The sequence below is a fragment of the Pseudomonas sp. 21615526 genome (assembly GCF_013386245.1).
Lineage (GTDB): Bacteria > Pseudomonadota > Gammaproteobacteria > Pseudomonadales > Pseudomonadaceae > Aquipseudomonas.
Genome location: NZ_JACAOM010000007.1, coordinates 52,283 through 75,864, shown reverse-complemented (window position 1 = coordinate 75,864; position 23,582 = coordinate 52,283). Strand labels below are relative to the sequence as shown.

At 60.7% G+C, this 23,582-nt stretch carries 22 protein-coding genes; 9 read left to right on the top strand and 13 right to left on the bottom strand.

Annotated elements, in window-relative coordinates; genetic code table 11:
• Positions 1-44 precede the first annotated feature (44 nt).
• From HX786_RS03155 to HX786_RS03140, 4 genes are read left to right on the top strand one after another with little or no spacing between them, the layout of a single operon-like run.
• Positions 45-1,193 (top strand): ABC transporter permease, encoded by a 1,149-nt coding sequence (locus HX786_RS03155; protein ID WP_032899919.1) that lies wholly within the window; start codon positions 45-47, stop codon positions 1,191-1,193.
• Entirely contained in the window at positions 1,190-1,993 is an 804-nt protein-coding gene (locus tag HX786_RS03150) for an ATP-binding cassette domain-containing protein (protein WP_178911709.1), read from the top strand. Before HX786_RS03155 ends, HX786_RS03150 begins: the two co-directional genes overlap by 4 nt.
• A 1-nt stretch (position 1,994) precedes the next feature.
• Positions 1,995-2,933, top strand: coding sequence for an MlaD family protein (locus tag HX786_RS03145; protein ID WP_008439646.1), 939 nt, complete (start codon positions 1,995-1,997; stop codon positions 2,931-2,933).
• Complete coding sequence (locus tag HX786_RS03140; RefSeq protein WP_003214782.1) at positions 2,930-3,589, top strand: ABC-type transport auxiliary lipoprotein family protein; 660 nt, start codon at positions 2,930-2,932, stop codon at positions 3,587-3,589. Before HX786_RS03145 ends, HX786_RS03140 begins: the two co-directional genes overlap by 4 nt.
• 86 nt (positions 3,590-3,675) lie before the next feature.
• On the opposite strand, the gene HX786_RS03135 is transcribed toward HX786_RS03140, so the two are convergent.
• The 5 genes from HX786_RS03135 to HX786_RS03115 form a co-directional block, all read right to left on the bottom strand.
• Positions 3,676-4,905, bottom strand: a complete 1,230-nt coding sequence (locus HX786_RS03135) for a nucleoside recognition domain-containing protein (RefSeq protein ID WP_003214785.1) — start codon at positions 4,903-4,905, stop codon at positions 3,676-3,678.
• A gap of 99 nt (positions 4,906-5,004) precedes the next feature.
• Positions 5,005-6,336, bottom strand: a complete 1,332-nt coding sequence (gene gltP / locus HX786_RS03130; protein WP_178911708.1) for a glutamate/aspartate:proton symporter GltP — start codon at positions 6,334-6,336, stop codon at positions 5,005-5,007.
• 728 nt (positions 6,337-7,064) lie between these two features.
• Complete coding sequence (locus tag HX786_RS03125) at positions 7,065-7,532, bottom strand: inhibitor of vertebrate lysozyme family protein (RefSeq protein WP_008439644.1); 468 nt, start codon at positions 7,530-7,532, stop codon at positions 7,065-7,067.
• A 2-nt stretch (positions 7,533-7,534) separates the two neighbouring features.
• Entirely contained in the window at positions 7,535-7,699 is a 165-nt protein-coding gene (locus HX786_RS03120; protein ID WP_003170804.1) for a DUF1328 domain-containing protein, read from the bottom strand.
• A gap of 77 nt (positions 7,700-7,776) precedes the next feature.
• The gene (locus HX786_RS03115) at positions 7,777-8,061 is read right to left on the bottom strand and encodes a hypothetical protein (RefSeq protein ID WP_087694545.1); all 285 of its coding nucleotides are present in this window, start codon (positions 8,059-8,061) and stop codon (positions 7,777-7,779) included.
• Positions 8,062-8,453: 392 nt separating this feature from the next.
• On the opposite strand from HX786_RS03115, the gene algB reads away from it, so the two are divergent.
• Positions 8,454-9,800 carry a sigma-54-dependent response regulator transcription factor AlgB gene (gene algB / locus HX786_RS03110; protein ID WP_003214793.1) on the top strand — a complete coding sequence of 449 codons (1,347 nt, stop codon included), beginning with the start codon at positions 8,454-8,456 and terminating at the stop codon, positions 9,798-9,800.
• Between the two features lie 10 nt (positions 9,801-9,810).
• Positions 9,811-11,598, top strand: coding sequence for a KinB sensor domain-containing domain (locus HX786_RS03105; RefSeq protein WP_008439641.1), 1,788 nt, complete (start codon positions 9,811-9,813; stop codon positions 11,596-11,598).
• A gap of 17 nt (positions 11,599-11,615) precedes the next feature.
• On the opposite strand, the gene HX786_RS03100 is transcribed toward HX786_RS03105, so the two are convergent.
• From HX786_RS03100 to HX786_RS03075, 6 genes are all read right to left on the bottom strand, one after another.
• Positions 11,616-12,392 (bottom strand): N-acetylmuramoyl-L-alanine amidase, encoded by a 777-nt coding sequence (locus HX786_RS03100; protein ID WP_178911707.1) that lies wholly within the window; start codon positions 12,390-12,392, stop codon positions 11,616-11,618.
• Positions 12,393-12,494: 102 nt separating this feature from the next.
• Complete coding sequence (locus HX786_RS03095) at positions 12,495-14,600, bottom strand: GGDEF domain-containing protein (RefSeq protein WP_178911706.1); 2,106 nt, start codon at positions 14,598-14,600, stop codon at positions 12,495-12,497.
• On the bottom strand, positions 14,597-15,475 hold the full coding sequence (locus HX786_RS03090; RefSeq protein ID WP_003214803.1) for an endonuclease/exonuclease/phosphatase family protein: 879 nt from the start codon (positions 15,473-15,475) through the stop codon (positions 14,597-14,599). Before HX786_RS03090 ends, HX786_RS03095 begins: the two co-directional genes overlap by 4 nt.
• Positions 15,476-15,485: 10 nt before the next feature.
• A complete protein-coding gene (locus HX786_RS03085) occupies positions 15,486-16,124 on the bottom strand; it encodes a thiol:disulfide interchange protein DsbA/DsbL (protein WP_178911705.1) in 639 nt (212 codons plus the stop codon).
• A gap of 169 nt (positions 16,125-16,293) precedes the next feature.
• Positions 16,294-16,899 carry a cytochrome c4 gene (locus HX786_RS03080; RefSeq protein ID WP_003214807.1) on the bottom strand — a complete coding sequence of 202 codons (606 nt, stop codon included), beginning with the start codon at positions 16,897-16,899 and terminating at the stop codon, positions 16,294-16,296.
• A gap of 33 nt (positions 16,900-16,932) precedes the next feature.
• Positions 16,933-17,235, bottom strand: a complete 303-nt coding sequence (locus HX786_RS03075) for a cytochrome c5 family protein (protein ID WP_003214809.1) — start codon at positions 17,233-17,235, stop codon at positions 16,933-16,935.
• 192 nt (positions 17,236-17,427) lie between these two features.
• Here HX786_RS03075 and yihA point away from each other — a divergent pair, with 192 nt between their 5' ends.
• Positions 17,428-18,069, top strand: coding sequence for a ribosome biogenesis GTP-binding protein YihA/YsxC (gene yihA, locus HX786_RS03070; protein WP_003214811.1), 642 nt, complete (start codon positions 17,428-17,430; stop codon positions 18,067-18,069).
• A gap of 266 nt (positions 18,070-18,335) precedes the next feature.
• Here the strand turns inward: yihA and polA are convergent, their stop codons facing one another.
• Positions 18,336-21,128 carry a DNA polymerase I gene (gene polA / locus HX786_RS03065; protein WP_178911704.1) on the bottom strand — a complete coding sequence of 931 codons (2,793 nt, stop codon included), beginning with the start codon at positions 21,126-21,128 and terminating at the stop codon, positions 18,336-18,338.
• 74 nt (positions 21,129-21,202) lie between these two features.
• Between polA and HX786_RS03060 the strand changes: the two genes are divergently transcribed.
• Together HX786_RS03060 and HX786_RS03055 are read left to right on the top strand one after the other, a co-directional pair.
• On the top strand, positions 21,203-21,493 hold the full coding sequence (locus HX786_RS03060) for a DUF2782 domain-containing protein (RefSeq protein ID WP_003214814.1): 291 nt from the start codon (positions 21,203-21,205) through the stop codon (positions 21,491-21,493).
• Between the two features lie 56 nt (positions 21,494-21,549).
• A complete protein-coding gene (locus HX786_RS03055) occupies positions 21,550-22,503 on the top strand; it encodes a homoserine kinase (protein WP_102367835.1) in 954 nt (317 codons plus the stop codon).
• 127 nt (positions 22,504-22,630) lie between these two features.
• On the opposite strand, the gene HX786_RS03050 is transcribed toward HX786_RS03055, so the two are convergent.
• Positions 22,631-23,560, bottom strand: coding sequence for a zinc ABC transporter substrate-binding protein (locus HX786_RS03050; protein ID WP_008439631.1), 930 nt, complete (start codon positions 23,558-23,560; stop codon positions 22,631-22,633).
• Positions 23,561-23,582 lie beyond the last annotated feature (22 nt).

Below are 23,582 nucleotides of genomic sequence, written 5' to 3'. Positions count from 1 at the left end.
CTATTACGTAGGAATTCTGGAATAGCCAAACAAGCTCGGAGCTTATGACCAGTAGCACAACGGCCGGTGCAGCCCATCTGGACACGTCCACCCAGCCTCCATTGCTGAGGATTACAGGGGATTGGACGCTTGCCCACTATGCCAACCTGAAGAAGCTGTCGGAAAAGCTCGACGGCCAGTACGACGCTGGCGCACGTATCGACCTTAACGGCCTCGGCGCCCTGGACACGGCCGGCGCCTCGCTGCTGGTGGAATTGCTCGGCCCCGAGCGCATCGAACAGTCCGCCGAACAGACCGACTGCAGCCTCTCGACCGCCGACCGCGCGTTACTGAAAACCGTCTACCGCTCTCTGAACGACTTCTGTGTGCCGGTCAAGGAACCGGAAGAAGCCGCCGGCATCATGTTGCTGGCGCGCATCGGCGGCGCGGTCTACACCGTCTGGCAAGACGGCATGAAACTGCTGGGCTTTATCGGCCTGATCCTCGAAACCTTCGCCCGTGGCGTATTCCGGCCCAAGCGCTGGCGCGTGACGCCAATGGTTGCGCATATCGAACAAACCGGCCTCGACGCGGCCCCCATCGTGGCCTTGCTGACCTTCCTGGTGGGCGCAGTGGTGGCGTTTCTCGGTGCCACGGTGCTGGCCAGTTTTGGCGCGAGCATTTTCACCGTGGACCTGGTGGCGTTCTCCTTCCTGCGGGAGTTCGGCGTGTTGCTCACCGCGATCCTGATGGCGGGCCGCACCGCCAGTGCCTTCACCGCACAAATCGGCTCGATGAAGGCCAACGAAGAGATCGATGCGATCCGCACCCTGGGCCTCGACCCGATGGAGTTGCTGGTGCTGCCCCGCGTACTGGCATTGCTGGTGGCGCTGCCGATGCTGACGTTCCTGGCAATGCTCTCGGGCATTATCGGCGGCGGTGTGGTGTGTGCCGTGGCCCTGGATATTTCGCCGGCAATGTTCCTGTCGCTGCTGCAATCGGACATTGGCGTGCAGCACTTCCTAGTCGGCATGGTCAAGGCGCCGATCTTCGCGTTCCTTATCGCGGCCATCGGCTGCCTCGAAGGTTTCAAGGTCAGCGGCAGCGCCGAGTCCGTCGGCGCCCACACCACCTCCAGTGTGGTGCAATCGATTTTCGTGGTGATCGTGCTGGATGCGGTCGCCGCACTGTTTTTCATGGAGATGGGCTGGTGAGTCGTCTGCGCCGTGCGCCCACTGAGGCGGTGATCGAAGTCCGCGGGCTGTGCAACCGGTTTGGTTCGCAAAGCGTGCACGAGAACCTCGACCTGGACTTGTACAAGGGTGAAATCCTCGCCGTCGTCGGTGGCTCCGGCAGCGGCAAGTCGGTGCTGCTGCGCAGCATCATCGGTTTGCGCCAGCCCAGCGAAGGCCAGGTGCGGGTGTTCGGGCAGAACTTGCCGAGCCTGTCGGAACACGAGCGGTCACTGGTGGAGCGGCGCTTCGGCGTGCTGTTCCAGAAGGGCGCGCTGTTTTCCTCGCTGACGGTCACCGAGAACGTTGCGTTGCCACTGATAGAGCATGCCGGCCTCAGCCGTCCCGATGCCGAGCACCTGGCGGCAGTAAAGCTGGCGTTGGCCGGGCTGCCGCTGTCGGCCGCCGACAAATACCCCTCGTCACTCTCCGGCGGCATGATCAAGCGCGCGGCCCTGGCCCGTGCCCTGGCGCTGGACCCGGACATCCTGTTTCTCGACGAACCCACCGCCGGCCTCGACCCGATCGGCGCCGCCGCCTTCGATCAACTGATCCTGACCCTGCGCGATGCGCTGGGCCTGAGCGTGTTCCTGGTCACCCACGACCTCGACACGCTGTACACCATCACCGACCGTGTAGCGGTGTTAGCGCAGAAAAAGGTACTGGTGGCGGATGCCATCGATGTCGTCTCGGAAACCGACGAGGCCTGGATTCACGAATACTTCCATGGCCCACGGGGCCGCGCGGCATTGGATGCCGCTCAACTGCTCAACGAGGTATGACATGGAAACCCGAGCCCATCATGTGATGATCGGTCTGTTCAGCGTGATCGTCGTGGTCGGCGCCATGCTGTTTGGCCTGTGGCTGGCCAAGTCCAGCGTCGACAGCGCATTCCAGGATTACGAAGTGGTGTTCAACGAGGCGGTCAGCGGACTGTCCCAAGGCAGTGCCGTGCAGTACAGCGGGATCAAGGTGGGCGACGTCACCAGCCTGCGCCTCGACCCGAAAGACCCGCGCCGGGTGCTGGCGCGCATCCGCCTGGCCGGGCAGACGCCGATCAAGGAAGACACCCAGGCCAAGCTGGCCCTGACCGGCATCACTGGCACCTCGATCATCCAGCTCAGCGGCGGTACGCCCCAAAGCCCTGAGCTCAAGGGCAAGGACGGCAACCTGCCGGAAATCATTGCGTCGCCATCGCCGATCGCGCGACTGCTGAACAACAGCAACGACCTAATGACCAGCATCAACTTGCTGCTGCACAACGCCAATCACATGTTCTCCCGGGAGAACGTCGACCGCCTCAGCAATACCCTGGACAACCTGCAACAGACCACCGGCGCGATTGCCGATCAGCGCGGCGACATCAAGGTGGTGATGCAGCAATTGATGCAGGTGAGCAAACAGGCCAGCGCCACCCTGGAGCAAACCACCGCGTTGATGCGCAACGCCAACGGTTTGCTCAACGACCAGGGCAAGCAGGTGTTTGGCAGCGCCGAGAAGGCCATGCAGTCCCTTCAACAGAGCACGGCCACGATCGACACCTTGCTGACCAACAACAAGGATTCCCTGAACAGCGGCATGCAGGGTCTCAACGAACTGGCGCCAGCAGTGCGCGAGCTGCGCGAAACCCTGGGTTCGTTGCGCGCCATTTCCCGCCGCCTGGAAGCCAACCCCAGCGGTTACCTGCTGGGCAGCGACAAGAACAAGGAGTTCACGCCATGAAGCGTGCGTACCAAATGATCGCCCCCGTTGCGCTGGTATTGGTCAGTGCGTGTTCCATCCTGCCGAAGGCGGATCCCTCGGACGTATACCGGTTGCCATCGGCGCAGGCCGCCACGCAGGCCAGCCCGGTGGCCTGGTCGCTGCGGGTGGCGAAGCCGCAGACCAGCGAATTCCTCGACAGCCCGCGGATTGCCGTGGTGCCTAATGGCGACCTGATCAGCAGCTATGCGAATTCCCGCTGGAGCGATCCGGCACCGGTGCTGTTGCGTAACCGGTTGTTGGACGGGTTCCAGCGGGATGGGCGGGTGACGTTGCTCAGTACCGATGAGACCAATCTGCAGGCGGACTTTGAGTTGGGCGGGCAGTTGCAGGCGTTTCAGAGTGAGTATCGCGGCAGCGCAGTTGAAGTGGTGATACGGCTGGACGCACGGTTGGTGCGCGGCAGTGATCAACGGATTATTGCCAGCAAGCGGTTCGAGGTGAGGCAGCCGGTGGGGGATACCAAGGTGCCGGCGGTGGTGGCCGGGTTTGGTCAGGCTGGGGATGCGCTGAACAGGCAGGTGGTGGATTGGGCCGTCGGCCTGGGAAACCGCGCTTTTGTGGCGAGGGAGCTTGCTCCCGTTGGGCTGCGCAGCAGCCCCAAAACCAGTCAATGAGCTTTGACTGACACACCTGAGATAACTGACTGGGGCCGCTTCGCGGCCCAACGAGAGCAAGCTCCCTCGCCACAGGGATTCAGGTCTTAGCCGAAGAACCAGTAGCACACCGCAATCGCCGCCACCACACCAGCAAACTCCGCCAACAACGCACACCCCACCGCATGCCGTGCCCGCTGGATTCCCACCGAGCCAAAGTACACCGCCAACACATAGAACGTGGTCTCGGTGCTGCCCTGAATCGTCGCCGCCACCAGCGCCGGGAAGCTGTCCACGCCCTGGGTCTGCATGGTCTCAATCAACATCGCCCGCGCCGCACTGCCGGAGAACGGCTTGACCATCGCGGTCGGCAGCGCATCGACAAAGCGCGTGTCCATGCCGGTCCAGGCCACCACGTGGCGAATGCCTTCCAGGCCGAAATCCAGCGCGCCGGACGCCCGCAACACGCCCACTGCACACAGCATCGCCACCAGGTACGGCAGCAGGTTCTTGGCAACGTCGAAGCCCTCTTTGGCACCTTCGACAAACGCTTCGTAGACCTTCACCTTGCGCAGCGCGCCGATCACCAGGAACAACATGATCAACCCGAACAGCGTGAGGTTGCCGAGGATCGACGACAGCCCCGCCAGCGCCGTGGCTGAGAGCGTCGCCAGCAAGGCCATGAAGCCACCCAGTACCAGCGCACCCGGAATCAGATACGCCAGCACCACCGGGTCCCACAGCCGCAGGCGTTGCATCACCGCCACCGACAACAGGCCCACCAGGGTCGAGGCGCTGGTGGCCAGCAGGATCGGCAGGAACACCAGCGTCGGGTCCGCCGCACCTTGCTGGGCGCGGTACATGAAGATGGTGACCGGCAGCAGGGTCAGGGAAGACGCGTTGAGTACCAGAAACAGGATCTGCGCGTTGCTGGCGGTATTGGGGATAGGGTTGAGCTCTTGCAGCGCCTTCATGGCCTTGAGGCCGATGGGCGTAGCGGCGTTATCGAGGCCCAGGCCGTTGGCGGCGAAGTTGAGCGTGATCAAGCCGATGGCCGGATGACCGGCAGGCACTTCCGGCATCAGGCGCCGGAACAGCGGCCCCAGGGCCTTGGCCAGCCAGTCGACGATCCCGGCTTTCTCGGCGATACGCAGGAAGCCCAGCCACAAGGTCAGGGTGCCGAACAGCAACACCATCACCTCGACCGACAGCTTGGCCATGGCGAAAATGCTTTCCACCATGGCCGCAAAGATCCCGGCATTCCCGCCGATCAGCCATTGCGCCAGCGCAGACACCATCGCCACGATAAAGAAGCCAAGCCACAGGCCATTGAGCATCAGTTGAATCCCCCGAAAGATGGGGCGAATGATAGCGGGGCTGGCAGAAACGACAAACCCCGGATTTTCCGGGGTTTGTGTAGGAGCCAGTCCTGGCGGTCAGCCGCGAGTAGTCTCGCCGGCCGGCAGTGCTTGTTTGGTGCGCCAGTGCGGCAGGGAGTTCCAGTAGCGCTCGCCCTTGGCATCGTCGTACATGCCTTCCCAACGGGAGATGACCAGTACGGCCAGGGCGTTACCGATCACGTTCAGTGCGGTACGGGCCATGTCCATGATGCGGTCGACACCGGCGATGAACGCCAGGCCTTCCAGCGGAATGCCAACGCTGCCCAGGGTCGCCAGCAGTACCACGAACGACACACCCGGTACGCCGGCGATGCCTTTGGAGGTGACCATCAGGGTCAGCACCAGCATCAGTTGCTGGCCAATCGACAGGTCGATGCCATACAGCTGGGCGATAAAGATCGCCGCGATGCTCTGGTACAGGGTCGAACCGTCGAGGTTGAACGAGTAGCCGGTCGGTACCACGAAGCTGCAGATCGCCTTCGGCGCGCCGTAGGCTTCCATCTTCTCGATCACACGCGGCAGCACGGTTTCAGAGCTGGCAGTGGAGTAGGCCAGCACCAGCTCATCCTTGAAGATGCGCATCAGCTTGATCACCGAGAAACCGAACAGGCGGGCGATCAGGCCCAGCACCACAAAAGCAAAGAACAGGATGGCGACGTAAACCAGGATCACCAGCTTGGCCAGCGGCAGCAGCGAGGCGAAGCCGAAGTTGGCGACGGTCACCGCGATCAGGGCAAATACACCGATCGGGGCGTATTTCATGATCATGTGGGTGACTTTGAACATGCTCTCGGACACGCCCTGGAACATGGTCACCAGGGGCTCGCGCAATTCAGGCTTGAGGCTCGACAAGCCGAGGCCGAACAACACCGAGAAGAAGATGATCGGCAGCATGTCGCCACGGGCCACGGCGGCGAAGATATTCGACGGGATCAGGTTGAGGATCGTCTCGATGAACGCGTGCTCGTGCTGGACCTCGGCGGCGGTGGCCGTGTATTTGGAAATGTCGACGGTACCCAGGGTACTCATGTCGATGCCGGTACCCGGATGGAACAGGTTGGCCAGCAACAGGCCGACCACAATGGCAATGGTGGTGACCACTTCGAAGTAAAGGATGGTTTTAACGCCGATCCGGCCGAGCTTTTTCGCATCGCCAACACCGGCGATTCCGACAATCAGCGACGAAATCACGATCGGGATAACGATCATCTTGATCAGGCGGATAAAGATATCGCCAGCGGGCTGCAACACGTTGCTGATCCACCAGGTCTTTTCAGCACTGAAATGGTTAAGCACCGCACCGATTGCAATCCCCAGCACCAGACCGATGAGGATCTGCCAGGCGAGGCTTAGCTTTGCCTTCTTCATGTCATTACCCTTACTTCAAGTGGACTCAGGCAGATGCGCCAGCAGCTGGAACGCTCGAGAGCGAAAAAGTGTGTGCATCTGCCCCCGTAGAAGGTCACCGCAGTTGGCCGATATGGCTCACTGGCAGGCGAAAAAAGGCGCAACTATTCCGATGCAAGGAGGCGACGTCTAATGCCGTAAACGCCTACCCTATGCCGAATCGGCATGAGTTTTTTGAGTTTTTCTGTCTGAACGGTCAGTTCGAATACGACATTTCGGCAGGCATAAATGCCGCGAACCGGCCATTTCAGGCTCGCGCAGGGTTTTTTGAAAATCTACGGTCGCGGTTGAAAACCCCTGAAAATTCCTACGCATACCATCGAAAAACTCGTCTGGCAGGAGACAAACTTTCTCGATAGATGGTCACGCGGAAACACCAAGAAATGGTTGGGCGGACGCAAAAAGGAGAATTGCCGCTATGGGCGGCATGACAGAAGCGGGCATAGGAGCCGCAAGCCCGTCGCAAGTTCCACAAACCATCGGCTTGGGAACTTGCGTCGCAGCTTTTCACCTGACCCGGCCCTTGCGCAGGCACTCCCTGTCCCCGTAGGTCACGCCGATCCAAACGATCAGAGCAACCCGGCCCCTTGGTCATGCACCACCCTTGTCGGGCGATGCAAACAGAAAGAAGCACGGCGCTTCTTTCTATGGACGTTAAGCCGGTAGACGACAGCGTCGTCAGACCGAACCTAGTACCAATTCGGATCTTTCTTGAGCTGTTCCATCAGCAGCTTTTGCATGCCTTCGTCCGGCTTGCCGAGAAAACGGTAGTCGGCGTGCCGCGTTGGCGATTTGTCCGCGGGCAAGCCCGCCGGGACTTCTACCAACATCGCGTAAGCATCTTCCTTGTCGAAGCTGAAAGCGACGATCAGGCGCTTGTTCAGGCATGTGTCTGCGGTTTCACAGAGCGGCCCGACCAAGTACTTGTCACCATCCTCTTCAACGGCATTCATCTGTTCAGCGCTACCCGAAAGGTTCATCACCCATTCAGGCAGGCGCTCTTCCTTCTTGACCACGCTCTGCCAGGTCTCGCGGTACTGCGGGTCCGCACTCAGCAGTTCGTTGGCTCGGGACTGGCCATCATTGGCAGCCAGCACCAAGCCGCTGCCGCCCAACAACAGGGCGGCAGCCAGGGCTTTAAGGGACGAGTTGAACATGCTTAGCCTCGACCACGACGGCCAAAGAAGAAGGAAGCGATGAACATCACCAGGAAGACCACAAACAGAATCTTGGCGATACCCGTAGCGGTGCCCGCGATACCACCGAAGCCCAGGACTGCAGCCACAATGGCGATGATCAGAAATGTGATTGCCCAACTCAACATGGTGATTCTCCTTACGCTTCTTTTAGGGGTAACAGCGGTAGTGCCTGCGGTCGCTCGATTCGAGGACCGTGTATTGCCTAGAACACCCAGCGTTCCTGCGATGGTAGGTCGCCGAGGGTGGAGTCCTGTTCAACCGCCGCCAATTGCGGGGTTGTCACATCGGCGGCAGTGCTGCCGACGGAGCGGAAATGGGTCTGGGTCATCATCGGACGTTCAAACTGCACGACTTGCTGCTGACTCTGCTGCCAATGCGCCAATTGCTGACCCCCAATCAAGGTCACCATCAGGGCCAGGCTGGCAAACAGCCCCTGTTGCAGGCGCAGTGGCGATACACGCAGTTGGGTCAGGCTTTGGCGAGTCATGCTGTATCTCTCCCGCATTCTGATTATTCGTAGATGAAACTCGTATGAGCTGTATTGCAGCCTGCGTGCCAGTTTTTTAACAAAATAAAATCCAATAAAATCAACAAGTTAAAAACAAAAGCGCTTTGACACCACGAGCATCCTGCACGATGCCCCTATCCTTGCCGTGCGAAATGCACGATGGTCACTGGTCGGATCAAGGGATAGGAAGGCAACGTTCGACTGCCGAAGTGGCAAGAGGGAGACAAAAACGCCTCTTGTGGACGTCTTTGTAAGAAGAAGCGCAGATAGCTGCGCGGTGACGGCTTTAATCAATCAGAATAAACCATGCAACTTGCCCGATTATTCCGGGACTAAATAACATCATTCATTCTTAAGGGAGCGCGGGACAGATGGAATCAGCCAAGGAACTTCAAGGCCGCATTCTTTTAGTGGATGACGAATCCGCGATCCTTCGCACCTTCCGTTACTGCCTGGAAGATGAAGGCTACACCGTAGCCACCGCCAACAGCGCCGCCCAGGCCGATGCCTTGTTGCAACGCCAGGTGTTTGACCTGTGCTTCCTGGACCTGCGCCTGGGCGAAGACAACGGCCTGGATGTACTGGCGCAAATGCGTATCCAGGCGCCGTGGATGCGCGTGGTGATCGTCACGGCCCACTCGGCCGTCGACACCGCCGTGGATGCGATCCAGGCCGGCGCGGCCGACTACCTGGTAAAGCCTTGCAGCCCCGACCAATTGCGCCTGGCCACGGCCAAGCAGCTGGAAGTGCGCCAGCTCTCGGCACGCCTGGAAGCCCTGGAAGGCGCAGTGCGTCAACCCAAGGACGGCCTCGACTCCCATAGCCCGGCGATGATGGTGGTGCTGGAAACCGCACGCCAGGTGGCGGGCACTGATGCCAACATCCTGATTCTCGGCGAGTCCGGCACCGGTAAAGGTGAACTGGCCCGGGCGATCCACGGTTGGAGCAAACGCGCGAAAAAATCCTGCGTCACCATCAACTGCCCATCGCTGACGGCGGAACTGATGGAAAGCGAGTTGTTCGGTCATAGCCGTGGTGCGTTTACCGGCGCCAGCGAAAGCACCCTCGGCCGCGTCAACCAGGCCGATGGCGGCACCTTGTTTCTCGACGAGATCGGCGACTTTCCGCTTACTTTACAACCCAAGTTGCTGCGCTTTATCCAGGACAAGGAATACGAGCGCGTCGGCGACCCGGTGACGCGCCGTGCCGATGTGCGAATCCTCGCCGCAACCAACCTGAACCTGGAAGACATGGTTCGCGACGGCCGTTTCCGCGAAGACCTGCTGTATCGCCTGAATGTCATCACCTTGCACCTGCCGCCCCTGCGCGAACGCAGCGAAGACATCCTGACCCTGGCCGACCGCTTCCTGGCGCGCTTCGTGAAGGAATATGCGCGGCCGGCACGCGGCTTCAGCGATGAAGCCCGTGAGGCACTGCTCAACTACCGCTGGCCGGGGAACATCCGTGAGCTGCGCAACGTGGTTGAGCGGGCCAGCATCATTTGCCCGCAGGAAAAAGTTGAGATCAGCCACCTCGGCATGGCCGAGCAGCCGACCAACAATGCCCCGCGTATCGGTGCGGCGTTGAGCCTGGATGAACTGGAAAAGGCGCATATCGGCGCCGTGCTGGCCACCAGCGACACCCTGGACCAGGCGGCCCGAACCCTTGGCATTGATGCGTCGACGCTGTATCGCAAACGCAAACAATACAACCTGTGAGCTGTAGCCTATGAAGCTTGCGATGACCCTGCGCACTCGGTTGTTCCTGAGTATTTCCGCGCTGATCACCGTCGCCCTGTTGGGGTTGCTGCTGGGGCTGGTGAGCGTCATGCAAATGGCCAAGACCCAGGAATCGTTGATTCGCAGCAACTTCATCACATTGGACCTGGGGCTCAAGCTTCGGCAGACCCTCGGCGACCAGTTGATGATCATGCTCAATGAACAGCCGAATACCGCTGCGCTGGAAGACTCCAAGCAACGCTATTTCGCCCTGTTGCAGCAAGGTATCGACCACGAACAAAAGGATGCGGTAACCAGCGGTTTTACCCAGGCCAAGACCAATTACCTGAGCTTTCTCGAGGCGTTCGATGAAAAGGAGAATGCTCCGCCGCAACTGCGCAACAACGACGAGCTGACCAAACGCTTCAACATCCTGCGCAACGGCCTGATCGCCGAGCACAAGAAAGCCCTGGATAACATCAACGATACCGAACACAAGTCCCGTGAACGTGCGCTGCTGATTGCCGGCCTGCTGGGCCTGGTCGGGCTGGCCGTGCTGATCATCGGTTTCGTTACCGCCCACGGTATCGCCCGACGCTTTGGCGGGCCGATCGAAGCGCTGGCCAAGGCCGCCGACAAGATCGGCCAGGGCAACTTCGAAGTCACGCTGCCCATTTCATCCGCAGCGGAAATGAACCTGCTGACCCGACGCTTCGGCATCATGGCCGAGGCGTTGCGCCAGCATCAGGCAACCAATGTCGACGAGCTACTCGCCGGGCAGCAACGCCTGCAAGCGGTGCTCGACAGCATCGACGACGGCCTGCTGATGATCGACCGCCAGGGTCGCCTGGAACACCTTAACCCGGTGGCACAACGTCAACTCGGCTGGGACGAGAATCGCCTGGGCCAAGGCCTTGGCGACGCCCTGGGCCGCCCGGAACTGGATGAACAGCTGCAGCTGGTACTGCGCGGCGGCAACCTGGAGCGCGCACCTGAAGACCTGGAAGTAGAGGTTGAGGGTGAGCTGCGCCTGCTGACGTACAGCCTGACGCCGGTCAGCCATACCCAGGGGCACATTCTGGGCGCGGTGATGGTGCTGCATGACGTTACCGAACAGCGTGCCTTTGAACGAGTGCGCAGTGAGTTTGTATTGCGCGCGTCCCATGAATTACGCACGCCGGTGACGGGCATGCACATGGCCTTCGGCTTGTTCCGGGAACGGGCGAAGTTTCCTGCGGAGTCGCGCGAAGCGGACCTGCTGGATACGGTCAACGAGGAAATGCAGCGCCTGATGCAGTTGATCAACGACTTGCTCAACTTCTCGCGCTACCAGAATGGCTTGCAGAAACTCACCCTGGGCCCGTGTGACATCAGCGACCTGCTCGAACATGCCCGCGCCCGCTTCGCGGAGCAGGCGAATGCACAGAACATCGAGCTGCTGGTTGAGGAACAATCCCCGCTACCGAGGTTGCATGCCGATCGAGCGCAGCTGGAAAGGGTGCTCGACAATTTGCTGGGCAATGCCCTGCGGCACACAGCCGACGGTGGGCAGATCCGCTTGCAGGCGCGTCGTCATGGCGAACGGGTGATTGTCAGCGTTGAAGACAACGGTGAAGGCATTGCCTACGGCCAGCAGGGACGAATCTTCGAACCGTTTGTGCAGGTAGGCCGCAAGAAAGGCGGCGCCGGGCTGGGCCTGGCGCTGTGCAAGGAGATCGTGCAATTGCACGGTGGCCGCATGGGGGTGTATTCGCGGCCGGGGCAGGGGACGCAGTTCTACATGGCGTTGCCCCTGTAGGACCAACGCGCCAACCGTTATTGGTGATTCAACGCCCGCAGGATCGCAGCACTTTCGGCATCCGGCGTCCCATCAAACAGCGACGCCCGGAAATGCATCTGGAACGCGGCCACCACATGCCGCGTCGCCACATCCAGCTCGCCCGTCTGCGGCGTCGGATAGCCCAGCTTCGCCAACTCTTCCTGGAACCAGGTAATGCTCGGCAGATCGGCTGCGTACTGCACCTGGTAACGGGCCACCGCCTTGGCGTCCGGCCACATGCCCAGCCCTTCATCCGCCAGGCGCTTCCAGGGGAACAACGGCCCCGGGTCCAGCTTGCGCAGCGGGGCAATGTCGCTATGGCCGATGATGTTTCGCGGGTCGATGCCGTTGCGTTTGCTGATGTCCTTGAGCAGCACCACCAGCGACTGCACCTGCGCTTCGGAATAGGGATACCAGACGCGGCCCGTCGGCAAATCCCGATAACCCGGGTTCACGATCTCGATCCCGATGGAGCTGGAGTTGAGCCAGGTGCGGCCCATCCATTCACTTTCTCCAGCATGCCAGGCGCGCTGGCTTTCATCCACGAGCTTATAGATGGTGGCCGAGGCGTTATCACCGATCAGGTAATGACTGCTGACCTGGCCATGGGTCAACAGCGCCAGGGAGCGCTCAAGGGACGCCGAGGTGTAGTGCACGACGACAAACTGCACACGATTGTCGTGGTTCACCGAAGGATGACTGGTGTCCAGGCGAGGGCCGCTCGCGCAACCGGCGAGCAGGAGAAACAGAAAGGCAGAACACAGAAGTTTCATGGCAGCAAATAGTACGCTTAAGACGATAATGCAACAGTGTAACGTACCGTTTGCTGCCAGGCGGCCAAATGCGATGTTTTAAACAAAATGGAACATTTCCGGTCAGGCCGCCTGCACCTGATTACGCCCCGCCGCCTTGGCACGATATAACGCCTCGTCAGCGCGCTTGAGCGCCAGGTCACTGCGTTCTCCCGGCTGAAACTGCGCCATGCCCATGGACACCGTAATCGTCACCGGCTCGCCCTTGAAGTGAAACGGGCAGGCTTGGATGGCTGCACGCAGGGTTTCACCCACCGCCAACGCATCGGACAGCGACGAGTTGGGCATCAGCAGTACAAACTCTTCACCGCCAAAACGCGCGATGAAGTCGTTCGGCCGCAGGCGTTTGCGAAGCACCGTGGCGATGATTTTCAGCACCTTGTCGCCCGCCAGATGACCATAGCCGTCGTTGATGCGCTTGAAGTGATCGAGGTCCAGCATGGCCAGTGACAGGTTATTTCCACGCTGGTGCCAGGCGTTGACCTCCTGCTCCAGGCGCTCGCTCCAGGCCGCGCGGTTGGGTAGTGCGGTGAGCGGATCGATCAGGGCTTTTTGCCGCTGAACCTCAAGGTGTTCACGGTAGCCCTGAGCCTCTTGCTCCATATTGGCGACCCGTTCGGCCAGGCCCTTGAGCCGTGCAGCCACTTCCTGTTCGCGCTGGTCACGCTGGTGGCGGTGTTCATCCATGGTGCCCAGCAACCCTTCGAGATGGCTCTCCAGCACGTGCTTGAGGCTGTCGAGGTCCGCGGCGTCCTGCATGCTGGTTTGCAAACCATCCACTTGTTCGCGGATCTGGGTATCCAGTTCCCTGGCCGCCGAGCGGCTGTCGGCGTGGCCGTCACTGGCGACCTGCAGGTGCCCCTGGAACGCCTCGAGACGATCGTTGAGTTGCTTGAGGTAGGCTTCAAACTCGTGCTGGCCGCTGTCGGTGATCGCCAGCATCAACACCGCCAGGTCATCGAGGATCGGCAGCAATTCGTACCAGTTCAATCCGTGGGCCAGGCGTTCACGCATGGCTTCGGCCTGGGGCCGATGGCGCTCGGGCAGCGAGAGGTCTTCCAGTAAGCCGAGCAGGGTATCTTCGATGTGCTTGGCCACCGAACTGTAAGACGGCTCGGGGGTGTCGGGCAGGGCGTAGGCTTGATCCGCTTGCAGCTCGTCTGGGTTCAGTTCTGCCTGCTCGGGCGATTCTTGCGGTTCATCGGCCAGGACCGGGGGCAGGGAGAGACTGCCGATCTCTGTCCGCTCCAGCTCACGGGCCTGCACCTCTGGCACCTCGACCATGGCGGCAAGAGCACTCTCGAGCTCAACCTCCGCTTCGATCGGTTGCTCGGGTTCTGGCGTTTCGATAATGGTAGCGGGTGCCTCGACGACAGGCGCTGTGACCGCGACGGCCGGAACAACAGGCACTGCTTCGCTGACAGCGTCGGTAGCCTCTACTGGCGATACCGGCTCAGGGGGCGACTCGATGGGGGCCGGGACCTTCGGCTGCGGTGCAAAAGCCCGCAGCGCCTGGGCCAGTTCTGCCGATTGCGCCGGCGCTTCAACTTCACCCACCGGGCTGGGCTTTGGCGCAGCAGGCGCCGGAGAAGCCGGGCGGGATGGCGTGGGCGCTTCAACCTCCGGCGTGTCGATTGCGTCCTTGGTGCCAAACAGACGCTGCAACAGACCCGGGCTCGAACGGCTGGTTTCGCCCTCCGGCTCCAGGTTACTCAACGCCTGCCCCTGCAGGCCGCTCAGCTCGCTCAGCAACAGCGGGATCTCCCGCGCCTGGCCAACCCGACCGTCCAGCTGCTTGGCGAAAGCCTTCAGCGGGCGACTCACGTCCCGTGGCAAGGGCAGTTTCTGCAACTGAGTGACCAGGGCCGTCAACGCGCTGCCGATCTGGTCAACCCGGGTTTCGCGGCGCTGCTCCGAATCCAGCACGGCCTTTTCCAGGCGCGGCAGCAATGCAGCGAGGGCGGCGTCCATGTCGTCGGTGCGCACCACATCGCGCATTTCCTTCATGCATTGGTCAACCGCTCGGTCGGTCCCTTCTGCCGCCAGGGTGCTGCGCACCAGCCCTCGGCGCAGCAGGTCGAGGCGGGCGGCCCAGCGACGCTCGAGCTTTTCTTGTTGCTCGACGCTTTTAAGGTATTTCTCTTTCCAACGCTGGGCGTCGTCGCTCATGCAAGGGGTCCGCGAGGGCCGGGGCTCAACGCGGGCAATGCATCAGCCGTGAGCGAACCCGGCAGACGAATCTCTACCGCGACGGGCAGGTGATCGGAGATGGGCTGCGCCAGTACCTGCACACTTTCGAGTGTCAGGGTCGGGCTGAGCAGGATGTGATCAAGACAACGTTGCGGTCGCCAGCTGGGAAAGGTGGCTTCGACTTGCGGCGCCAGCAACCCAAGGTCGCGCAACGGGGAATTCTGTAGCAGGTCGCTGGCGTGGGTGTTCATGTCCCCCATCAGCACTTGGTGTTTGTAGTTGCCAATCAACTCGCGGATGTAGGCCAACTGCAGGGTGCGGGTTCGTGCCCCCAACGCGAGGTGCATCATCACCACGACCAATGCTTCCGGCCCTTCGCCGAATCGTACGAGAATTGCACCGCGGCCTTTCGGGCCAGGCAACGGGTGGTCCTCGATCGCCCACGGTTTCAGACGGCTGAGCACACCATTGCTGTGCTGGCCGAGTTTGCCGAGGTTGCGATTGAGTTGTTGATACCAGTAGGGAAAGGCACCGAGCTGGGCAAGGTGCTCGACCTGGTTGATGTAGCCGGAACGCAGGCTGCCACCATCGGCCTCCTGCAGGGCTACCAGGTCGAAGTCACCCAGCAGGTCGCCGATCTTTTGCAGATTGCCGGCACGCCCATTGTGGGGCAGCAGGTGCTGCCAGCCACGGGTCAGGTAATGCCGGTATTTCTCGGTACTGATACCCACCTGGATATTGAAACTGAGCAGGCGCAACCGACTGTCAGCCGGCAGGCCCGTGGATTCCAGGTGATGTTCGTTGACCTTCGGGTCATGCAGGCCAACGACACGTTCAGTACCCCAGCGACGCATGACGGGCCCCTTACTTGGCTGCGCGCTCTTTGGCGATCAATTGGTCGGCCACGTTCAGCGCCTGCTCTTCGCCGCCGGCACTGCCGATGTCAAAGCGGTATTTGCCGTTGACGATCAGCGTCGGTACGCCTTGCACGCCGTATTTCTGGGCCAGTTCCTTGTATTGGGCCATCTTGCCCTTCACAGCGAACGAGTTGAATGTCTCCAGGAACTTGGTTTTGTCGACGCCTTGGGTGGCGACGAAATCGGCCATGTCTTCAGGCTTCACAAGGCGCTTGCCTTCTTTCTGGATGGCATTGAAGACAGCCGCGTGAACCTTGTGTTCTACACCCATGGTGTCCAGGGTAATGAACAGCTGGCCGTGGGCGTCCCATGGGCCGCCGAACAGGGCAGGAATACGTTTGAAGTTCACGTCCTGAGGCAGCTTATCGACCCACGGATTGATGACTGGCTCAAAAGCGTAGCAATGCGGGCAGCCATACCAGAACAGCTCCACCACTTCGATCTTGCCCGGTACGGAAACCGGCACAGGATTGGCCAGCTCAACGTAGGTTTTACCGGCTTCAAGCGGCACATTATCGGCAGCTTGTGCGGTGATGCCGAAAAGGCTGGCAGTGACGAGAGCGGCGCTGAGGATCAGATTACGCATGCTTTACTCCTGGACAAATAAAGTCGCCTCACGCGACCTTTGTTGTGACAGGTCTACGCGGGCATGAGTTCGTTAGTGTAACGGCACCGGCCACAAAAAAGGGCAGCCTGGGCCACCCTTTTTATGCTTGCATCGACGGATTAATCGAGCGTTAACGTAGCCGGGGCACTTAGTGCAGGCCCTGGATGTATTGGGACACGGCTTCGATGTCCTTGTTGCTGAGTTTCGCGGCGATGCTCTGCATGATCTTGGTATCGCCGTCGTTGGTGCGATTGCCTTCGCGGAAGTCTGTCAGCTGTTTGCCGATGTACTGGGCATGCTGGCCGCTCAAGTGCGGGAAGCCCGCAGCAGCAAGACCTGCGCCGTTAGGCGAGTGGCAGCCGAGGCAGGAAGGCATGCCTTTTTCCAGGTTGCCGCCGCGGAACAATTCTTCACCGCGGGCCACCAGTTTCGGATCAGCAGCTCCCACACTGCCTTTCTGGCTGGCAAAATACGCCGCGATATCCGCCAGGTCCTGATCGCTGAGGTTGGTCAACAAGCCGGTCATTTCCAGGACCGTACGCTTGCCATCCTTGATGTCGTGCATCTGCTTGGTCAGGTAACGCTCACCCTGGCCGGCCAGTTTTGGAAAGTTAGGCGCCGGGCTATTACCGTCCGGTCCATGGCAAGCACCACATACGGCGGCTTTCGCCTGGCCAGCAGTGGCGTCGCCTGCGGCATGGGCAACACCGGTGATGCCCAGGGTCAACAGCAGACTCACGATCAGTTTGTTCATCAGCTAATCCAACTACGGCTAAGGGTTAAAGAGTTATGGACCGGGTTCACTCACCATCAACTGAATGACGGCATGGTAATCCTCGGTACTGCAGTCCATGCACAAACCACGCGGCGGCATCGCCTTGAAACCCTGGGTCACGTGTTGCACCAGCGTGTCCATACCTTGAGCCAATCTTGGCTTCCAGGCTGCCTGGTCACCCCGTCCAGGGGCGTTGGGCAGCTGTCCGGCATGGCAGGCCCCGCAAAAGCGGTTGTACACAGCCTCCGGTTCCTGTGTAGCCTGCGCACTGTAAAGTGGCATCAAGAAACCGAAGGCCAGCAGCCACTTGGTCATACATCGACCTTTTCAGGGTTTGAGAGCGTTTTGCGTTCTAATGCGCAATAAAGGTCTATCGCTCCCGTGAACTTCATCCTTCGCTGGGACAAAGCACACACAAAATCTGCGGCATTATATACTGGCGCTACTGAAACGGAAACGACACCGCTTGCCGCACCTATTCCCGGCACCGCCCACATCGGAAAACTCATGCAACTCAAGAATCCCATCCTCGGCCTGTGCCAACAGTCCACCTTCATGCTCAGCGCCGCCAAAGTCGACCAATGCCCCGATGACGAAGGCTTCGAAGTCGCATTCGCCGGCCGCTCCAACGCCGGCAAGTCCAGCGCGCTGAACACCCTGACCCACGCCAGCCTGGCCCGCACCTCGAAAACCCCGGGGCGCACACAGCTCCTCAACTTCTTCAAGCTAGACGATGATCGGCGTCTGGTCGACCTGCCGGGCTACGGTTATGCAAAAGTACCTATCCCGCTGAAGCTGCACTGGCAGCGTCACCTCGAAGCGTATCTGGGTGGCCGGGAGAGTTTGAAGGGTTTGATTCTGATGATGGACATCCGTCATCCAATGACCGACTTCGACCTGTTGATGCTCGATTGGGCCGTCGCCAGCGGCATGCCGATGCACGTCCTGCTGACCAAGGCCGACAAATTGACCTACGGCGCAGCGAAAAACACCCTGCTCAAAGTGCAGGCAGAAATCCGTAAGGGTTGGGGTGATGCGGTGACTATCCAGTTGTTCTCGGCGCCAAAACGCATGGGCCTGGAAGATGCCTACACTGTATTGGCAGGTTGGATGGAACTGGCTGACAAGGGTTCGGAAGCCGCCGAGTAAAAACTCGGGGCAAAAAAAACCCCGGACTTCGTATGGGGAGGGGAAGTTCGGGGTCCAAGTTCCGGACCGCTAGGGCGGGGTCCAGATATCTGCCAACACTTAACACAACATAGGAGCATTGAAGGGCTTCACCACCCATTCAGTAACTCTGAGTAGCAATTCACGGGTTAAGTTCCGGCACGTTCAAAAAACTATTGGAAATAACCCGCCGCGTTTTCCGATCTAAAGCGCTGCCGCGGCATGATGCCGCGGCCCAGGCCCCAGGTTTAGTGCGCTTCGTCCCAGTTGTCGCCCACGCCGACGTCTACCACCAGCGGCACATCCAGCTTTGCCGCCTCGCTCATGTGTTCACGAATCCTTGCGCTGACTTCAGCCACCAGGTCCTCACGCACCTCCAGCACCAATTCATCGTGCACCTGAAGGATGACCTTGGCGTCCAGGCCCGAGTCCGTCAGCCAGTTGTCGACCTTGACCATGGCCTTCTTGATGATATCGGCCGCAGTGCCCTGCATCGGCGCGTTGATTGCCGTACGCTCGGCGCCAGCACGCTCCTGAGGCTTGTTGGAATTGATCTCCGGCAGGTACAGGCGGCGCCCGAACAGGGTTTCCACATAACCCTGATCAGCCGCCTGGGCACGGGTGCGCTCCATGTACTCGCGCACCCCCGGGTAACGGGCGAAGTACACATCGATGTAAGCCTTGGCAGTCTTGGTGTCGACGCCGATGTCCTTACCCAGCTTCTGGGCGCCCATGCCGTAGATCAGGCCAAAGTTGATCGCCTTGGCACTGCGACGCTGATTGGACGTGACCTCAGCCAACTCAACCTTGAACACCTCGGCCGCCGTGGCGGTGTGCACGTCCAGGTCGTCGCGGAACGCATTCAGCAAGCCTTCGTCCTTCGACAAATGCGCCATGATGCGCAGCTCGATCTGCGAGTAGTCCGCCGCCAGCAGCTTGTAGCCCTTGGGCGCGACAAATGCCTGGCGGATACGCCGGCCTTCAGCGGTACGCACCGGAATGTTCTGCAGGTTTGGATCGCTGGAGGACAGGCGCCCGGTTGCTGCTACGGCCTGGTGATAGGAGGTGTGCACGCGACCGGTGCGCGGGTTGATCTGCTCCGGCAAACGGTCGGTGTAGGTGCTTTTCAACTTGCTCATGCTGCGGTACTGCATCAGCACTTTCGGCAGTGGATAGTCATCTTCAGCCAATTTGGCCAAGACTTCCTCGGCCGTCGAGGCCTGGCCTTTGCCGGTCTTCTTCAACACCGGCAGCCCGAGTTTCTCGTAGAGAATCGCACCCAACTGCTTGGGCGAGCCCAGGTTGAATTCCTCGCCGGCGATCTCATACGCCTGGCGCTCGAGGTCGACCATCTTGTTGCCCAGCTCGATGCTCTGGATGCCCAGCAAAGCGGCATCCACCAGGGCGCCCTGACGCTCAATGCGCGCCAGCACGGGCACCAGCGGCATCTCGATGTCGGACAATACGCTGGCCAGGGTAGGAATAGCGGCAAGCTGCTTGTGCAGTTCCTGGTGCAAACGCAGGGTCACATCCGCGTCTTCCGCCGCGTAAGGGCCGGCTTGCTCCAGGGCAATCTGGTCAAAGGCCAGCTGCTTGGCGCCTTTGCCGGCGATGTCCTGGAAGCTGACGGTGTCGTGGTCCAGGTACTTCTTCGCCAGGCTGTCCATGTCGTGGCGCGTCGCCACGGAGTTCAGCACATAGGATTCAAGCATGGTGTCGAAGGCAATGCCGCGCACGGTGATGCCGTGTGCCGGGTCACCACCGATGGCGCAGTTGGCCAGGATGTTCATGTCGAACTTGGCGTGCTGGCCGACCTTGAGTTTTTCCGGGTCTTCGAGCAACGGCTTCAGGGCCAGCAGCACGGTGTCCCGATCCAGCTGTTCCGGCGCGCCGATGTAGGAGTGGGTCAGCGGAATGTAGGCTGCTTCATGGGCCTGCACGGCAAACGACACACCCACGAGTTGCGCTTTCTGGGCGTCGATCCCGGTGGTTTCGGTATCAAAGGCGAACAGCTTGGCGTCGTTGAGCTTCTTCAGCCAGGCATCAAACTGGGCCTGGGTGAGGATGGTTTCGTACACCGGCTCCACAGAAACCGGCGCGACCACCTCAACCGCTTCCTCGGCGACCGCGGCCGAAGGAGCAGCGCTCAACTCGACGCGCTTGGCATCGCGCTGAATCTCGTCAATCCAGCTCTTGAACTCCAGCAGCGTGTACAACTCCAGCAGCTTCTCGCGATCCGGCTCGATCAGGTGCAAATCATCCAGGCCCACGTCCAGCGGCACGTCGATCTTGATCGTTGCCAGCTCGTAGGACAGGAACGCACTCGCCTTATGCTCTTCCAGTTTGGCGACCAGGGTCTTGGCACCACGAATCGGCAAGGTCGGCACGATATCGAGCTGCTCGTAGAGCTCCTTCAAGCCGCCGTTGACGCCTACCAACAGGCCGGAAGCCGTCTTCGGACCAATGCCCGGAACGCCCGGGATGTTGTCGGACGAATCGCCCATCAACGCCAGGTAATCGATGATCTGCTCGGGAGCGACACCGAATTTCTCCTTCACGCCCTCAACGTCCATGGCGCTACCGGTCATGGTGTTGACCAAGGTAATGTGCCCGTCGACCAGCTGCGCCATGTCCTTGTCGCCGGTGGAAATCACCACCGGACGGTCGGCGGCCGCGCTGCTGCGGGCCAGGGTGCCGATCACGTCGTCCGCTTCGACGCCTTCGACGCACAGCAGCGGGAAGCCCAGGGCGATCACGCTCTGGTGCAGCGGCTCGATCTGCACGCGCATGTCATCGGGCATGCTCGCGCGGTTGGCCTTGTATTCGGCGTACAGCTCATCGCGAAATGTCCCGCCCTTGGCGTCGAACACCACCGCGAACGGACTGTTCGGGTATTGCTTGCGCAGGCTTTTGAGCATGTTCAACACGCCCTTGACCGCGCCGGTAGGCAGGCCTTTGGAAGTGGTGAGCGGCGGCAGCGCGTGAAAGGCGCGGTACAGGTAAGAAGAACCGTCCACCAGGACGAGGGGGGCTTGGCTCATGAGCAGGATCAACCTTTTCGGCGGGTCAGGCGCTAGAATAGCCGGACCAATGACGACAAAGGGACAAGGTTATCATGCGTACAGTAAATCGCTTGTTGTTGACCGGCTTGATTGCACTCACTCCGATGGTGGCCATGGCGGCAGATACTGCCCCTTCGGGCGACCCGGAAGTCACCATTCGCACGGAAGGCGACAAGACCATTCAGGAATACCGCCAGAATGGTTTCCTGTACGCAATCAAGGTGACCCAGAAAGGCTTTCCGCCTTACTTCCTGGTGCGCGCGGACGGAACCGATGCGAACTTCATCCGCTCTGACCAGCCGGATATGCTGATCCCGTCATGGAAGATCTTCGAATGGAAATGATTTCTTAACTTTAATCGGCGCTGCTCCCCGCAGCGCCCGTAACGGCAGTTTTAACCATGTCTGTGTTCACCCCCCTGGCTCGGCCCGAGCTGGAAACCTTTCTTGCCCCTTACGGGCTCGGCCGCCTGCTTGATTTCCAGGGGATTGCCGCTGGTAGTGAAAACACCAATTTCTTCATCAGCCTGGAACAGGGCGAATTTGTCCTGACCCTGGTCGAGCGCGGCCCCGTGCAGGAAATGCCGTTCTTCATCGAACTGCTGGACGTGCTCCACGACGCTGATTTGCCAGTGCCTTACGCCCTGCGTACCACCGACGGCGTGGCCTTGCGCGAGTTGGCGGGCAAACCGGCGCTGCTGCAACCGCGCCTGGCGGGCAAGCACATCAAGGACGCCAACGCCCAGCATTGCGTGCAAGTGGGCGAATTGCTCGGGCACCTGCACCTGGCCACCCAAGGCGAGAAGGTGTTGGAACGCAAGACCGATCGCGGGCTGGACTGGATGCTCAGCGAAGGCGCGCAACTGATTTCGCACCTCGACGCGGAACAACGCGGCCTGTTGCAAGCGGCGCTGGATGAGATCGAGGCGCACAAGGCGCAGATCCTCGCGCTGCCCCGGGCAAACATCCACGCCGACCTGTTTCGCGACAACGCGATGTTCGAAGGCACGCACCTGACCGGGCTGATCGACTTCTACAACGCCTGCTCGGGGCCGATGCTGTACGACGTGGCGATCGCCCTGAACGACTGGTGCTCGGACGCCGACGGCGTGATCGACGGCCAACGGGCGCGGGCGTTGCTGGGGGCTTATGCGGGCTTGCGACCGTTTACCGCCAAGGAAGCGGAGCTGTGGCCGACCATGCTGCGTGTGGCCTGTGTGCGGTTCTGGCTGTCACGCCTGATTGCGGCGGAATCGTTCGCCGGGCAGGACGTGCTGATTCACGACCCGCGCGAGTTTCAGGTGCGCTTGGCGCAACGCCAGCAGGTCAAGACCCCGCTGCCGTTCGCGCTGTAAAGATCGTACGCGATCAAAATGTGGGAGCGGGCTTGCTCGCGAATGCGGAGTTTCAGTCACCAGATGCGCTGGCTGATCCACCGCATTCGCGAGCAAGCCCGCTCCCACAGTGGTTATGCGGCGTCTGTCAGAGCGACTCCAGGCACCCAGCCAGGTCATTCCCCAGCTTCTCCAGCACCTGCTCATACCCCTGGGCGGAGGCCGGCGTGTAGCCGCCCAACGCATCCAGCTCCGCCAGCTTCACCGGCAAACCCGCCACCAGCGTTTCCGCAAGGCGCGGGCGCAACGGCGGCTCGCTGAACACACAAGTCTTGCCCACTTCCTGCAAACGCGTACGCATCGCTGCCACATGCTGGGCGCCCGGCTGCACTTCTGCGGCCACACTGAACACCCCGGTGTGCTTGAGGCCGTAGGCATCTTCGAAGTAATCGAAGGCTTCATGGAACACGAAGTACGGCTTGCCGGCGACGTCCGCCATACGTGCCTTCAAGCGCGCGTCCAGTGCATCCATACGGCCATCAAAGGCCTTCACGTTGCTCTGGTAACGCTCGGCGTTCGCCGGGTCGGCAGCGCTGAGATCCGCCGCCATGCGGTTCGCAATCACCCGGGCGTTGACCGTCGACAGCCACAAATGCGCATCCAGGCTGCCTGGGCGATGGTCATGATCATGTTCGTCGGCATCTTCAGCATGGGAGTGGCTATCTTCGGCGAACCGACGCAGTTTCATTCCCGGAAGGTCCTGCACCGCAACCGTCGGCAAGCTGCGGCCTTTCAAGACACGCGGCAGAAAGCTTTCCATGTCCGGGCCGATCCAATACAGCAGGTCCACCGACTGCACGCGCCGTACGTCGGAAGGGCGCAACGCATAGTTATGCGGCGAAGCGCCCGGCGGCAGCAATACCTCGGGAATCGCCACGCCATCCTGCACAGCAGCAGCAATCAGTTGTAACGGTTTGATACTGGTCAGCACCCGAACCTCCGCCTGAGCGGCACCGGCAAGCAGCAAACTGGTGACAAATACGACAAAAACGGGAAAAAGTCTGGACACGATGACCACTCAAGGAGGCAGGAACAGGTAA